Source organism: Nocardiopsis sp. KDC1DS13DA1 (assembly GCF_055632325.1).
In genome coordinates this window covers 22,569-36,589 of record NZ_JBVMUY010000046.1, presented here as the reverse complement: position 1 = coordinate 36,589, position 14,021 = coordinate 22,569, and the positions used below count along the sequence as shown (strand labels likewise).

Here is a 14,021-nt window from a genome sequence, read left to right as displayed (position 1 = left end):
CCCCGCCCGGAGCGGGTCCGGGCGGGGCCGAGAGAGCCGGGTGGAAGCGGGTCACTTCCTGTTGGGGCGCAGCGTCCACACCACCGTCATCCGGCCGGTGACGGTGCCGTCGTCGGTGCGCAGTTCGATCTCGACCGGGAACTCCGGGCGCTTGCCCTCGTCCAGTTCCGCGACGATCTCCTCCCGGGCGCGCCCGAGCGTGGCCTCGGCGGTCACGTCGCCCATGGCGAGCTTGAGGTACCTGATCTCGGCGCTGACCGCGAGCGGGACGGCCCGCTCCAGCTGGTCGCCGAAGGTACCGATGACGATGGCCCCGGAGGCCGACTCGGCCAGGGTGAACATGGCCCCGGCGTGGGGCCCGCCGACGTGGTTGTGGTGGTCGGCGTTGTCGGGCAGGCGCATGACGGCGCGGCCGAAGTCGAGGTCGGTGAAGGTGACCCCGAGCGTGCGGGCGAAGGGCACCGCGGCCAGGAATCCGGACTTGACCATCTCCGCCGTCTCGGCGTTCATCTTTGCCATGGCGACAATGTTACTCCCGAGTAACGTGGCGGCGCCACCCAGGAGAGAGTCTCCACTCTCCACGGACTTTCCGTTAAGCCGATGTGAATGGTAGTTCTGGGAGATGACCGACTGGGACCTCCGTAAACTGCGCGTGCTCCGCACCCTGGACGAACTCGGCACCGTCAGGGCCACAGCCGAGGCGCTCCGCATGACCCCGTCAGCCGTCTCCCAGCAGCTGTCCTCACTGTCCGCGCAGACGGGCGTCCCCCTGCTGGAAGCCCACGGGCGCCGGGTCCGCCTCACCGACGCCGCCCACGTACTGCTCCGCCACACCGACATCGTCCTCGCCCAGCTCGAACGGGCCGAGGCCGAGCTGGAGGGCTTCGCCCGCGGGGAGGCGGGACACGTGCGCGTGGGATCCTTCGCCACGGCCATCCCACGGCTCGTGGTCCCGGCGGTCAGCGCACTGCGACGCGACCACCCGGGGCTGACCCTCCGGGTACACCAGGCCGACGCGGCCGAGGTCTACGACCTGCTCTCCGCCGGCGAGATCGACATCGGCCTCTCCCTCGCCGCACAAGCCCCCACCGGCCAGGACGGCCGCTTCGACCGGTCGGAGCTGCTCACCGATCCGCTCGACGTGGCACTGCCCGCCCACCACCGCCTGGCCAACGCCCCCGGCCCACGACTGGCCGACCTGGCCGACGAGCCGTGGATCTACGGCGACGCGGGCCCCTGGCGGGACATCACCGTCGCCGCGTGCGCCCAGGCGGGGTTCGTTCCGGAGCAGGCGCACGTGGCGGCCGACTGGCGGGCCATCCTCGACATGGTCGCCGCCGGGCTGGGGGTCGCGCTGATCCCCCGGCTGGCCGCCGCCGGACGGACCCCCGGCGTCGCGCTCCGGGTGCTGCCCGTCGACCAGCCGCGCCGTCACGTGGTCTCCGCCGTCCGGTCCGGAGCACGCGAACGCCCCTGGATCGCCCTCGTCACCCGGGCCCTGGGCGAGGCCGCCGCAACCGTTCAGTCTTCATGAACAGACTGAGAAGAAAGTTTCGATGGACGTGACCGTTTTCTCCTGCGAGTCTGAAAAGGCCCGCACCGACCGACCCTCAGGAGAGACATGACCGCACCGGCCCCCGTCGATCCGCGTGCCTTCAACGCCCAGCCGTACCAGGGAGGGGACCCCTACGCGGACTACCGTTCCGCCAAGCGCGACTTCTCCACCCTCGTCGACCTCGCCGATCGCCGACTGGGGGGCGGTGTCGTCGCCGCCAACGACGAGTTCTTCGCCGAGCGGGAGAACCTGCTCAAGCCCGAACCCGCCGTGTTCGACCCCGAGGCCTTCGGCCACAAGGGCAAGGTCATGGACGGGTGGGAGACCCGCCGCCGCCGCGGTGTGAGCGCCGATCAGCCGCACCCGACCAGCGACGACCACGACTGGGCGCTGGTCCGCCTCGGTCTGCCCGGCGTCGTCCGGGGCCTCGTGGTGGACACCGCGCACTTCCGCGGCAACCACCCGACCGAGGTCAGCGTCGAGGCCGCGCACCTGGCGGGCACGCCCTCCACCGAGGAACTCCTCGCCGCCGAGTGGACCGAGATCGTGCCCCGCACCCACGTGTACGGGCACGCCGCCAACGACTTCGAGGTCACCGCGGAGCGCCGCTGGACGCACCTGCGGCTCAAGCAGTTCCCCGACGGCGGCGTCGCCCGCCTGCGCGTGTACGGCGAGCCGGTCGCCGACCCCGCCTGGCTCACCGCGCTGGACAGCTTCGACGTCGCCGCCCTGGTCAACGGCGGCCTGGTCGAGGACGCCTCCGACCGGTTCTACTCGCCGCCGGAGAACATCATCGCCCCGGGCCGCTCCGCCAAGATGGACGACGGCTGGGAGAACCGGCGCCGCCGGGACAAGGACAACGACTGGGTGCGCTTCCGCCTCACAGCGCAGGCGTCGGTCCGCGCCATCGAGCTGGACACCGCCTACCTGAAGGGCAACTCCGCCGGGTGGGTGACCATCCTCGGCTGCGACGCCGAGACCGACCCGGACACCTGGTTCGAGATCGTGGGCCGCACCAGGCTCCAGCCGGACAGCTCCCACCGGTTCCTGCTCGACTCCTCGGTGACCGCGACCCACGTCCGCACGGACGTCTTCCCGGACGGCGGCATGGCCCGCCTGCACGTCCTCGGCTCCCTCACCGACACCGGCCGCGCTGCCCTGGCCGGTCGCTGGGAGTCCCTCACCGGCTGACCCACCAGCCGGAGCGCCCCCGACGCCGCGTGACCGGCGTCGGGGGCGCGAGCATACCGGGGTGTGGATTCACGGGCCATGCCCTACCATGACTGACGGAGACCAGAGCTCCCCGGGAGGGTTCGCATAGCGGCCGAGTGCAGTGCTCTTGAAAAGCACCAAGTCCTTGACGGGACTTCGTGGGTTCAAATCCCACACCCTCCGCCGAGACCGTGAGTCGCCGCAGGTCGGCGGCTCACGGCGAGGACACCGAAGGCCGGTGGTTCGGGTCCGATGCACATATGGTGCACACGGGCCGAGGAACCACCGGCCTTCGTCGTTCACGATCTCAGACGGCGAGGACCTGCCGACGAGCCTCCTCCAGGCGTTCCGGGAGCAGGTGCCCGTACCGGTCCGGGGTCATGGTCGCGGCCTGTGGCCGAGCATCGCTGGGACGACCTTCACACCGGCACCGGCCGCGACAGCGGGCGCCACGGCGGTGTGCCGGAGCTTGTGGGGAGTCCGTCCAGTTCGGCCCACTCCTCCGCCAAGGCGTCCCCGCACGCGGCCAGCCGTTCCCTCCCAGCCGTGACTGCGGCCCGTCGTTCCACCCGCGAGCGTTGCGCCTCGGAGGGCGGGTCAGGTTCCACCACCGGTGCAGAGGTCAGGTGCCGACGCTCCTCACCCTGAGTCCGCCGCAGGGACCGCTTCCGGCGGGCGCAGGCGGGGCACCGGGGTTCGAGCGTGGACCCGCAGGGGACGTCCACGACCCCGGCGGCACCGGTGGTGGTGTCGGTGCGTCGAAGGGAGACCGGGCGGATGCACACCCCGTGGTCGGCAGCCGCCTGTTCGGCGACCTCGCGGGCCAGGGGTCGCGCCAGACGTTCGGCACGGGTCGACTTACCGGTAGGAGTCGGCATCAACCCACCCCCACGACCACAGAGCGGGAGACCCCCACCGCATGGAACCCGAACGACCGAAGCTGTGGCCTCTGATGGCCCTGATCGGTGTGCTCGCCGTGAACATCGTTCTCGTCGTGACACCGCATTCCGTGGGCGGCAAGCCGTACGGAGTGACGATCGCCTGGGCGCTCATAGTGGTGTTCGTCGCCATGCTGTACCGAGCGATGTGGGCCCAGTTCCGTGCGCATCAGAGGACCTCATCCACAGACGAGGAGCCCAAGCAGCGTCGCCGACGACAACGCGGCACCGACACCCGTCTGGGCGACGACGTCAGCGCCGCCGCCCGGCCCCGGCGCCGGGGCTGACCCGGCAGGACCGGTTCCGGCTCCGCGTGGCGGGCGGCGGCTTCTGGCGTGTTCGACTCCCGGGGCACCCGACGGCGAAGGTGTCTGTCCTGGGTTACCGGCCCCAACACTGTCGGGCGCCTCGGGCCGAGACCGTGGTGACGGAACACCGCGGCTGGGGAAGGGGGCTCCAGTGGTTTGACGGCACCGCGGTCTACGCTCCGTTCTCCCACCACCCCAGAGACGGAGCAGGCATATGAGCCGCCTCCTCGGCCGGAACAGCACACTCGTCTACCCCGACTACGGCATCTTCCAGATCTTCGACTGCGAGGACACCGACGACACGGCTCGCGTTCCCGGACGCAACGACTTCAGCTTCGGCGAGCGCTCCGTCTACTTCCACAGCCTCCAGAACAACGTCCTCGTCCGCCTGGAGCTGGAGTCCTGGGCGAGTGAACCGGCCTGGCGGGGAGACGACTGGGAAGGCTCGCACACCGCCGTCATCGAAATCGCCACGGGGGTCGTCGGCGTCAACGAGATCACCGCGGGCGCGCAACACGGCCTGCTCACGCTCCCCGCCCCGGGCCGCTACCGGGTCCGCGTCGCGCACCGCAACCGCCGCATGGTCAGCAAGGCGTACCACGAGCTCTTCGGGCGATTTGACGACGTCGACAGCGTGGAGTTCGCCGAGGCCCACCGGGCACTGGAAGGTCGCGAACAGTACCTTGCCCAGTTCTGGCGGGCGCCGTAGGCCACGGCGTGCCTGTTCGGCGAGTGACGGAAACACCTGTCCCCATCGCACGTTCATCGCACAGGGCGCCGGGAGGACCCCGGGACCGACCGGAAGCCGCAGGCGCTCCAGCCCGGGTCAGCGACCGTCTTCCGGGTCCGACGACCGGTCACCCCGAGGAGCCCGGCCAACGCGGCTCCGTGGGTGCGCCTCCCGCGCCCTGTGCCGGGGAACGGCCCCTGATCTCGGGACACACCCGGAGGTCAGAGACCGTTCGCACGCCTGGCGGCGACTGGCGGGTCCGACGGGAGTCCGCCTACCTCCGCAGCGGATCGTCCGCTCCCGCCACCGCCGCGAACAAACCCCCTACGTGTACTCCTCCGCGTGCTTGGGCAGCACCACCACCGGGACCGACGAGTGGTGCAGGACCCCCTGGCTGACCGACCCCAGCAGCAGCCCGCGCACACTCCCCCGCCCGCGCGAGCCCACGACGATGGCGTCCGCCCCACGGGCCGCCTCGATCAACGCGTCCACCGCGCCGGCCTGGGTACGCACCACGCTGACCCGGACCCCCGCGTCCTCACGCTGCTCGTCGATGACGTCGGCCAGCACCTCGGCCACGAGCTCCTGGGACTTCTGGTCCAACACGTCGTCCTGCAACTGGTACCCCGCTGCGGTCAGGCCGACGGGATCGTAGGGGAAGGCCACCTCCCAGCTGTTGACGACGACCACCTCGCCGCCGCTCTCCTTCGCCAGGTCGACGGCCAGACGCAGCGACCTCCGGGAGTTCTCCGACCCGTCGACCCCGACGACGATCCGGTCCAGCGCCGTGCTCGCGGGCTTACCGGTCTCCCCCATCGGCACGACCACCACCGGGCACGGCGCGTGCCCGGACAGCCGGACACTGACCGACCCCGCGAACATCGACGCCACCGAACCCATGCCCCGGGTTCCGACCACGATGAGGTCCCCCGGGTGTGCCTGGCGGATGATCGCCAGCGGCGCCTCCTCCATGGCGGTCAGGGTCCGGACCGTCACCGACGGCGCGATCGCCCGCGCGTACTCCACGGCCCGTTCCAGCACGTGCGTGGCCTGACCGGAGATCTCCTCCGACGGGGGGAAGCGGACCGGGCCGCCGTAGGCCGTCACGACCAGGGGCATTCCCAACGCGTAGAGAATGGTCAGCGGCGTCCCCCTGCGCTCGGCCTCGGCCACCGCCCACGCCAACGCCGCACGGGCGTTCTCCGACCCGTCCACGCCCACGATCACCTGGGGCGTGTGCTCCACCTTGCCTGCCATGGTTCCCTCCTCGGATCTGTCCCCATCATCACCGGAGGGGCCCCCGCCGCCCGGGAACGGCACGGTCGCCCCGCCCTCCCAATATCCACCCCGCCCTCCGCGGACGCGCGGCGCCCCCTCAGTCCGTGTCCTCCGAGTGCGGCGGCAGGACGGCGACCGGGACGAGCGCGTGGCGCAGCACCCCCCGGCTCACCGAACCCAGCAGCAGACCGCTCACCCCGCCCCGGCCGCGCGACCCCACGACGATCAGGTCGGCGCTGCGCCCCGCCTCCAGCAACGCCTCCACGGGGTCGGCCTGCATCCGCACGGCGCTGATGTCCAGGTTCTCCGTCTGGTCGTCGATCACCTCGGCGAGCACCCCCGCCACGATCTCCTCCGACTGGCGGTCGAACACCTCCTCGTGCGCCTCCCGGGCGTCGGCCTCCAGGGCGGAGACGTCCGCGGGCAGCGGCACCTCCCAGCTGTTGACCACCTCGACCGACGCACCGCTCAGCAGCGCCTCGTGCAGTCCGAAACGGAGCGCCCTGCGCGAGGAGTCGGAGCCGTCCACCCCCACGACGATCCGCCCCGCGGGCTCCCGCGGCCCCGCCACCGGGGTGGGCTCGTCCTCGTGGGCCGGAACGAACACCACCGGGCACGGCGCCTCCGACGTCGCCCGCGGACTCATCGACCCGTGCAGCATCGCCCGCACCGCGCCCAACCCGCGGGAGCCGACCACGATCACGTCGCCGTGCCGCGCCTCGGCCATGATCGCGCCCGGCGCGTCCTCCGCGGCCAGGACGGTCACCACGTCCACCCCCGGATGTGTGCTCCGCACCAGGGCGGCGCCGTCGTCCAGCAGGCCCCGCGCGTACCGGCGCGCGTCCTCGACCGCCAGACGGTGCTCCGGGGTGCCGTGCGCCACCACGGAGTCCTGACCCATGCCGTGCACGATCCTCAGCTGCGCCCCGCGCCTGACCGCCTCCTGCGCGGCCCACTCCAGCGCGGCGTGGGCCGCGGGCGTACCGTCCACCCCCACGACGACGGCGGCCGGTCGTTCCTCTGCGCTCATCCTCATCCCCTTCCACTCCCCTTCATTGTCGGGACCCGGGGCGGGGAAACCGGGACCACCGCGCGCCGACCGGCTCACACCCGGCGGGCGAAGCCCTCACCGACGCTCGCGGCCACGCGGAGGTAGGCGTCCCTGGTCGCGGGGGAGAGCTGGTCGAGATCCACCTCCGCCCCCTCCTCCAGGTGGCCGTCCCACGGCACCCGCACGACCGAGCGGCACCGTCCGGAGAAGTGCTCCTCCAACCGCCCCAGGTCGACACTGCTCCGGTTGTTGGAACGGACCATCGAGAGCACGACCACGGCGCCCCGGACGAGCTTCACGTGACCGTGCGCCTCCAGCCAGTCGAGGGTGGCGCTCGCGCTGCGCGCCCCGTCCACCGACGCCGAACTCACCAGCACGACCTGGTCGGCCAGGCCGAGCACCCCCCTCATGGCGGAGTGGAGCAGACCGGTCCCGCAGTCGGTGATGCAGATCGAGTAGAAGTGCTCGACGATCCGCGCGACCTCCCGGTAGTCGTCCTCGCTGAACGCCTCCGACACCGCCGGATCGCGGTCCGAGGCGAGGATCTCCAACCGGCTCGGCGCCTGGGAGGTGAAGCCGCGGATGTCGGCGTACCGGGACACGAGATGGCGTTCGTTGAGCAGGTCGCGGATGGTGGCCGCGGTCTCCAGACGCACCTTGTCCGAGAGGGTTCCCCGGTCGGGGTTGGCGTCCACGGCCAGTACCCGGTCACCGCGCAGGGAGGCCAGGGTGGCCCCGAGCGCGACCGAGGTGGTGGTCTTGCCGACCCCGCCCTTGAGGCTGAGGACCGCCACGCGGTGGTGCCCCGACGCGACCGGTGTGCAGGCGCGGGCAACGAGCTCCCTCTGGCGCAGCACCCGCGCCGACTCCCCGGGGTTGACCAGGCCGAGGGTCGCCGTGTGCACGGCCCTGCGCCATCCTCCGCTCGGCCCCTGCCTGCGGTTGCGGACCAGGGTGGCGGCGTTGAGCGACTCGGAGGTCTCACCCCCGTCCCCTCCCGGACGGCCTCCGGTGTCCGGCGCCGGACGCGGCACGGGTGGGACGGCGGCGCGCGGTCCGGTCAACGACGGCGGTGTCGGCCGCCACGGGGTGATGGCCCCGTCGGTGTCCGGCGCCGGGCCGGGTGTCGGCGGATCCGCGGGCTCGACCTCCAGCGGCGGCAGCTGCTCGGGTTCGGGCACGTCGGGGTCGGGGCGCAGCCGTCGGGGCGCCAGCGGGTCCGGGCCCTGCGCCTCCGACCCGTCGGCCCGCTCCGGCCGGAGCGGACGCCGCGGGCGCTCGCGCGGGGTCGGCGACTCCTCCCCGGCCCCTCGGGCGGCCTCAGCGGACCCGGACACGCGCCCCTCGTCCGCGGGCCTGTCGGGTACCGACCTGCCCGGTGACGGGTCCTGCGGGAGCCCCGCCTCCTCCTCAGCGGGCTCCGCGGGCGGTGCGCTCTCGGGCAGCCGGGCATAGGGCGGCGGCGGGGGCGCGGGGACCTCGAACCCCCCGAACCACTGCTCGCGCGGACTGGGCGCGGACTCGGAGGGGTCGTCCGGGAACGGCGGGGGAGGACCGGTGGGATCCGACCCGCTCTCCCCCTCGGTGTCCCCGGCCCCCTCCGCGGCCTCCGGGGGCGGTGCCCACAGCGGCTCGGCGCGCTCCTCGTCGTGCGGGTCGGGTCCCGTCCCGGAGCTGCGGTCCGGCCCGTTCTGTTCCTGGTGTGCCACCAGAGTTCTCCTCAAGAGGCGTCAAGGGGTGTACTGAGGGGGAGGGGCCCCGCGGGGGGAACGGTCGGGGGTGTCCCCGGTGCCACTCATACCCGCACACGCCAAGCAAAGCATGCCGGTGGGGCGGGAGATACGGACGGCTCCCCGGACCCACCGACGTCCCTCACTGGGTACTGTCTGCCTCATGTACGCGATGCGCATCACCGAACCCGGCGGACCCGAGGTCCTGTCGTGGTCCGAGGTTCCCGACCCGGCGCCCGGACCGGGCGAGGTCCTCGTGGACGTGACCGCGAGCGCGGTCAACCGAGCCGACGTCGCCCAACGCCAGGGCACCTATCCGCCGCCGCCCGGCGCCCCCGAGTACCCGGGGCTGGAGTGCTCCGGCACGGTGGCCGCGCTCGGTCCCGGGACCGAGGACTCCGGATGGTCCGTGGGCGACCCCGTGTGCGCCCTGCTCTCCGGCGGCGGCTACGCCGAGCGCGTCGCCGTTCCGGTGGGCCAGCTCCTTCCGGTACCGAGAGGGGTCGGCCTCACCGAGGCGGCCGCGCTGCCCGAGGCGGCGGCGACCGTCTGGTCCAACCTGGTGATGGTGGGCGGCCTCCGGGCCGGGGAGACGGTCCTCGTCCACGGCGGCGGCAGCGGCATCGGCACCCTCGCGATCCAGTTCGCCCGTGCCCTGGGGGCTCGGGTCGCCGTCACAGCGGGCAGTGAGGAGAAGCTGCGTACCTGCCGTGAACTGGGCGCCGAGATCACCGTCGACTACCGCACCGGGGACTTCGCCGAGCGCGTGCGCGCCGAGGGCGGCGCCGACGTGATCCTGGACCTCATGGGCGGCTCCTACCTGGACGCCAACCTGCGGTCGCTCAGGACCGGCGGGCGACTGGTCGTCATCGCCCTCATGGGCGGCCGCCGCGCGGAACTCGACCTCGGCCGCATGCTCGCCAAACGGCTCTCGGTACACGCGACCACACTCCGTTCCCGCCCCGTCGAGGAGAAGGCGGCCATCACCGCGGGAGTACGGGACGAGGTCTGGCCGTTGGTAGAGAAGGGTGCCGTCCGGCCCGTCATCGACCGCGTCATGTCGATGCGGGACGCGGCGGAGGCGCACCGCGTCATGGAATCGAGCGCGCACACGGGCAAGATCCTGCTCACCCGGTGACCGTGCGCCGACGACATCCGACAAAGGGGACTGATGACCAGCGCAGACAACCACAACGAACAACCCCACGTCCTCGTGGTGGGCTCCGACCGATCCCACGCGGAGGACGGTGACGGCCACCAGGAGCCGCGCACCCTCACCGACATGGTGGAGCAGCCCGCCAAGGTGATGCGGATCGGCAGCATGATCCGCCAGCTCCTGGACGAGGTGAAGGCGGCTCCGCTCGACGAGGCCAGCAGGGCCCGGCTGAAGGAGATCCACACCTCCTCGATCAAGGAGCTGGAGGACGGCCTGGCCCCCGAGCTCATCGAGGAGCTGGAGCGGCTGACCCTGCCCTTCGCCGACGGCAGCGCACCCAGCGACGCGGAGCTGAGGATCGCCCAGGCGCAGCTGGTCGGCTGGTTGGAGGGCCTGTTCCACGGCATCCAGACCACGCTCTTCGCCCAGCAGATGGCGGCACGCGCCCAACTGGAGAACATGCGCAAGGCGCTGCCGCCCGGTGTCTCCGGTCTCCAGGGCTCGGCCGGGCCCGAGGAGGGCGGCATGTCCGCGGGCGGCCCCTACCTGTAGTCGCACACGGACGGAGCCCGCCCCCGGACGGGGACGGGCTCCGTGCTGTTCCGGGCTCCCGCTACCGCTTCCTCGGCGCGGCCACCGGCTCCAGGACGTCGCGGCCCAGGTAGGGGCGGAGCGCCTCGGGGACGACGACGGAGCCGTCCTCGCGCTGGTGGTTCTCCAGGATCGCGACGATCCACCGGGTGGTCGCGAGCGTGCCGTTGAGGGTGGCGGCGAACCGCGGCTTGCCCTCACCGTCGCGGAAGCGCACGTTGAGCCGGCGCGACTGGAAGTCCGTGCAGTTCGACGTGGACGTGAGCTCGCGGTAGGTCTCCTGGGTGGGGACCCATGCCTCGCAGTCGTACTTGCGCGCCGCGCTCGTGCCCAGGTCGCCGCCGGCGATGTCCACCACGCGGTAGGGCAGTTCGAGCTTGTCGAGCATCTCCCGCTCCCAGGCCAGCAGCCGCAGGTGCTCCTCGTCGGCCCGGTCCGGGTGGGTGTAGACGAACATCTCCACCTTGTTGAACTGGTGGACCCGGATGATGCCGCGGGTGTCCTTGCCGTAGGAACCCGCTTCGCGGCGGAAGCACGGCGACCAGCCGATGTAGCGGTTCGGCAGGGCGTCGGCGGGCAGGATCTCCCCGGCGTGGTACCCGGCCAGCGGCACCTCGGAGGTGCCGACCAGGTACAGGTCGTCGTTGCCGAGGCGGTAGACCTCGTCGGAGTGCTCGCCGAGGAAGCCGGTGCCCTCCATGGTCTCGGGCTTGACCAGGACCGGCGGGATCATCGGGGTGAAGCCCGCCTGGACCGCCTGGTTCATCGCCATGTTGAGCAGTGCCAGCTCCAGCTGGGCACCCACACCGGTGAGGAAGTAGAAGCGGGCGCCGGAGACCTTGGCTCCGCGCTCCATGTCGATGGCTCCGAGCATCTCGCCCAGTTCCAGGTGGTCGCGGGGGGTGAAGTCGAAGCTCCGCGGCTCGCCCACGGTCTCCATGACCCGGAAGTCGTCGACACCGCCCTCGGGGGCGTCCTCCTGCACGATGTTGGGCACGCGCGAGAGCACCGCGTCCAGTTCGTCGGCGAGCCGACCCGCCTCCGCCTCCGCCTCCTTGACGTCGGCGGCCAGCGCCTTGGCCCGGGTCAGGAGCTCCTCGCGCTCCTCCGGTGAGGCCTTGGAGACGGACCTGCCCACGCTCTTCTGCTCGGCGCGCAGGGACTCGAAGCGGGAGAGCGCCGCTCGGCGGTCGGCGTCGAGTCCGAGCAGCCGGTCGGCGACGGAGGCGTCCTCCCCGCGGGCCCGCTGCGAGGCACGGAGTCGTTCGGGGTCTTCTCGAAGAGCGCGAAGGTCGATCACGTCTTGCAGGTTACCGCCCGGCCCGCTCCGGACCGACACGTTTTTCCGTAGTCACGTCATAACCGAGAGCAACCAACGTCCTCCTCCACGACAGGGCCGTTCGGGCGCGGTCGCGACCGTCGGCACACCGACCGTGGGGAGACACAGCGTGAAGCCACTGAGCGAGATGAGCACGGAGGAGCTCAGCGAGGCCCTGAGCGCCCTGGACGAGTCCAGGCCCGAGGACACCGCCCTCCGGCTCGCCCTCCACCTGGAGCTGCGCCGCGCCGCGGCGGAGGAGTGGCTGTTCGACGAAGCCGGAGCCGGCCTCCCCGACCCCGCCGACGACTGATCCGGGCGGTGTCCCCCGGAGCGGTTGTCCAGAGGGCGCCCGGACCCGGTCCGGAGCGAAGCGGAGGACCGGAACAAGCACAACCCGGGCGCCGACAGGGTGGTGCACGACGAGGCGAGCCGCGAGCGAGGAACGAGCGGCAGGCGCGGCCGAGGAGGAACAACCCCTGTCCTCCGGGCGCCCGAACCCGGTCCGGAGCGAAGCGGAGGACCCCAAGAACACGCCTAGTCGACGTACCCCGCGCGAACCCGCGCGAGCCAGCGTTCGGCCTCGGCGAAGTCGGCGTCCGTCGTCGGACGCGGCCGCAGCGGCGGATCGATCTCCGTGGCCCTGCCGCTCCGCGGGTAGCTGCCCAGGAAGCGCACGTCCCGGCAGACGCGGCGGATGCCCATGAGCGCCTCACCGACCCGTGCCTCGGCCACGTGGCCCTCCGCGTCGATACAGAAGCAGTAGCTGCCCAGACCGTCGCCGGTGGGACGGGACTCCAGCCGTGTGAGGTTGACCCCGCGCACGGCGAACTGGTTGAGCACCTCGATCAGCGCGCCCGGGTGGTCGTCGTTGATGAACGCGACCAGGGACGTCAGGTCGGATCCGGTGGGCTCGGGCAGCGCGCCGGGCCTGGACAGGTAGATGAACCGGGTGGCGGCGTCGGACCGGTCACCCACCCCGGTGGCCAGCGCGTGCAGGCCGTAGCGCTCCCCGGCGATGACGGCGCAGATCGCCGCGTCGTAGGGCGCGCCGGGCTCGGCCACCGAGCGCGCCGCCGCGGCCGTCGACGAGACGGTGTGCGTGTCGGCGTCGGGCAGGTGCCGTGCGAGCCAGCCCCGGCACTGGGCCAGGGCGTGCGGGTGGGTCGCCACCCTCTTCACGTCCTCCAGGACCGTTCCCGGCCGCGCGAACAGCGCGAACTCCACCGGAACGGCGGTCTCCCCGGTGATGACCAGCGGATCGCCGTTGATCAGCTCGGCGATGGTCGCGGTGACCCCGCCCTCGACCGAGTTCTCCAGGGGCACGACGCCGCCGTCGACGGAGCCCGCACGCACCGCGTCGAAGACTCCGGCGACACCCTGGCAGGGAACACGGGCGCCCTCGGGCGCGTCGGGGCGCAGGGCACGGAGCGCGGCCTCGGTGAACGTGCCCTCGGGGCCGAGGTAGGCGTAACGGTTGGGCATGCTGTTCAGGCTATACGGACGGAGTCGTGCGCGCTCGTGCCCCGGGGGTCGGCGCGACCGCGGGATCGCCCACCGGGTCGCTCCCGGAGACATCGGGGGCGGCCGTCGTGTCGGACATGTCGTCGGCCCTGAGCACGGTGACCGCAACCTCCTCGGCGACGGCGTCGCGGGAGCGGCCCCCGTTCCCGCCGCCGTCCCGGGGCCGGACGACCGCGGCGTCCGCCGTCGGGGCGGCGGACGCGCCGACCCCGTTGCCCAGGCGCGCGGACCGGATGACGCGGTACTCCTCCGGGCTGAGCAGGGTGTCCGCCTCGCCGCGGGTGATCTCCTTGGCGTAGGTCCGCGACTCGGTCCGCCCGTTGATCGAGGTGAGCACCACGCCGTCACCGTCGCTGTTGAGCAGCGCGAGGGAGAACGAGCGCGCGCCCGACATCTCCTCCAGGGCGTCGTAGTGCAGGACCGCGACGTCGCGCACGGCACGCGGGTCCACACCGGAGGCGTTGACCGAGACCGCGCGGTCGGCCAGCGCACGGGAGTCACCACTGATCTCCCGGGCCCGGACGAGCGCGTACCCGCCGAGGATGAGCCCACCCACACCAGTGAGCATGCCTATCGAAGTCAGGATCGTTGTGAACACAGCGCGAGCGTATCGCTACACAAAGCACGGAT

General features: G+C 72.3%; 15 protein-coding genes and 1 tRNA gene. 8 read left to right on the top strand and 8 right to left on the bottom strand.

Features of this window, described 5'->3' with window-relative positions; translation table 11 throughout:
* Positions 1-51: 51 nt before the first annotated feature.
* A complete protein-coding gene (locus ACTVAJ_RS26415) occupies positions 52-510 on the bottom strand; it encodes a DUF4442 domain-containing protein (RefSeq protein ID WP_470391088.1) in 459 nt (152 codons plus the stop codon).
* Between the two features lie 112 nt (positions 511-622).
* Here ACTVAJ_RS26415 and ACTVAJ_RS26410 point away from each other — a divergent pair, with 112 nt between their 5' ends.
* From ACTVAJ_RS26410 to ACTVAJ_RS26400, 3 genes are all read left to right on the top strand, one after another.
* Complete coding sequence (locus ACTVAJ_RS26410; protein WP_470390980.1) at positions 623-1,534, top strand: LysR family transcriptional regulator; 912 nt, start codon at positions 623-625, stop codon at positions 1,532-1,534.
* 87 nt (positions 1,535-1,621) lie between these two features.
* Entirely contained in the window at positions 1,622-2,746 is a 1,125-nt protein-coding gene (gene alc, locus ACTVAJ_RS26405; protein ID WP_470390979.1) for an allantoicase, read from the top strand.
* Positions 2,747-2,861: 115 nt separating this feature from the next.
* A tRNA-Ser gene (locus ACTVAJ_RS26400) sits at positions 2,862-2,950 on the top strand.
* Positions 2,951-3,186: 236 nt separating this feature from the next.
* Here ACTVAJ_RS26400 and ACTVAJ_RS26395 read toward each other — a convergent pair.
* Complete coding sequence (locus ACTVAJ_RS26395; RefSeq protein WP_470390978.1) at positions 3,187-3,645, bottom strand: replication initiator; 459 nt, start codon at positions 3,643-3,645, stop codon at positions 3,187-3,189.
* A gap of 41 nt (positions 3,646-3,686) precedes the next feature.
* Here ACTVAJ_RS26395 and ACTVAJ_RS26390 point away from each other — a divergent pair, with 41 nt between their 5' ends.
* Together ACTVAJ_RS26390 and ACTVAJ_RS26385 are read left to right on the top strand one after the other, a co-directional pair.
* Positions 3,687-3,992 (top strand): hypothetical protein, encoded by a 306-nt coding sequence (locus ACTVAJ_RS26390; RefSeq protein ID WP_470390977.1) that lies wholly within the window; start codon positions 3,687-3,689, stop codon positions 3,990-3,992.
* 235 nt (positions 3,993-4,227) lie between these two features.
* Complete coding sequence (locus tag ACTVAJ_RS26385; protein ID WP_470390976.1) at positions 4,228-4,722, top strand: hypothetical protein; 495 nt, start codon at positions 4,228-4,230, stop codon at positions 4,720-4,722.
* Between the two features lie 345 nt (positions 4,723-5,067).
* On the opposite strand, the gene ACTVAJ_RS26380 is transcribed toward ACTVAJ_RS26385, so the two are convergent.
* The 3 genes from ACTVAJ_RS26380 to ACTVAJ_RS26370 all read right to left on the bottom strand — a co-directional run bounded on the left by ACTVAJ_RS26380 (position 5,068) and on the right by ACTVAJ_RS26370 (position 8,781).
* Positions 5,068-6,000 (bottom strand): universal stress protein, encoded by a 933-nt coding sequence (locus ACTVAJ_RS26380; protein WP_470390975.1) that lies wholly within the window; start codon positions 5,998-6,000, stop codon positions 5,068-5,070.
* A 118-nt stretch (positions 6,001-6,118) separates the two neighbouring features.
* A complete protein-coding gene (locus ACTVAJ_RS26375; protein ID WP_470390974.1) occupies positions 6,119-7,051 on the bottom strand; it encodes a universal stress protein in 933 nt (310 codons plus the stop codon).
* Between the two features lie 74 nt (positions 7,052-7,125).
* Positions 7,126-8,781 (bottom strand): MinD/ParA family ATP-binding protein, encoded by a 1,656-nt coding sequence (locus ACTVAJ_RS26370; RefSeq protein ID WP_470390973.1) that lies wholly within the window; start codon positions 8,779-8,781, stop codon positions 7,126-7,128.
* A gap of 184 nt (positions 8,782-8,965) precedes the next feature.
* On the opposite strand from ACTVAJ_RS26370, the gene ACTVAJ_RS26365 reads away from it, so the two are divergent.
* Both ACTVAJ_RS26365 and ACTVAJ_RS26360 read left to right on the top strand, forming a co-directional pair.
* Complete coding sequence (locus ACTVAJ_RS26365) at positions 8,966-9,940, top strand: NAD(P)H-quinone oxidoreductase (protein ID WP_470390972.1); 975 nt, start codon at positions 8,966-8,968, stop codon at positions 9,938-9,940.
* A gap of 33 nt (positions 9,941-9,973) precedes the next feature.
* Complete coding sequence (locus ACTVAJ_RS26360) at positions 9,974-10,510, top strand: bacterial proteasome activator family protein (RefSeq protein ID WP_470390971.1); 537 nt, start codon at positions 9,974-9,976, stop codon at positions 10,508-10,510.
* Positions 10,511-10,571: 61 nt separating this feature from the next.
* On the opposite strand, the gene serS is transcribed toward ACTVAJ_RS26360, so the two are convergent.
* Positions 10,572-11,849, bottom strand: coding sequence for a serine--tRNA ligase (serS, locus tag ACTVAJ_RS26355; RefSeq protein WP_470390970.1), 1,278 nt, complete (start codon positions 11,847-11,849; stop codon positions 10,572-10,574).
* Between the two features lie 148 nt (positions 11,850-11,997).
* Between serS and ACTVAJ_RS26350 the strand changes: the two genes are divergently transcribed.
* The gene (locus ACTVAJ_RS26350) at positions 11,998-12,180 is read left to right on the top strand and encodes a hypothetical protein (RefSeq protein WP_470390969.1); all 183 of its coding nucleotides are present in this window, start codon (positions 11,998-12,000) and stop codon (positions 12,178-12,180) included.
* Between the two features lie 224 nt (positions 12,181-12,404).
* Here the strand turns inward: ACTVAJ_RS26350 and pheA are convergent, their stop codons facing one another.
* Both pheA and ACTVAJ_RS26340 read right to left on the bottom strand, forming a co-directional pair.
* Complete coding sequence (pheA, locus tag ACTVAJ_RS26345; RefSeq protein WP_470390968.1) at positions 12,405-13,352, bottom strand: prephenate dehydratase; 948 nt, start codon at positions 13,350-13,352, stop codon at positions 12,405-12,407.
* Between the two features lie 10 nt (positions 13,353-13,362).
* Entirely contained in the window at positions 13,363-13,989 is a 627-nt protein-coding gene (locus ACTVAJ_RS26340) for a DUF4446 family protein (RefSeq protein WP_470390967.1), read from the bottom strand.
* Positions 13,990-14,021: the final 32 nt, after the last annotated feature.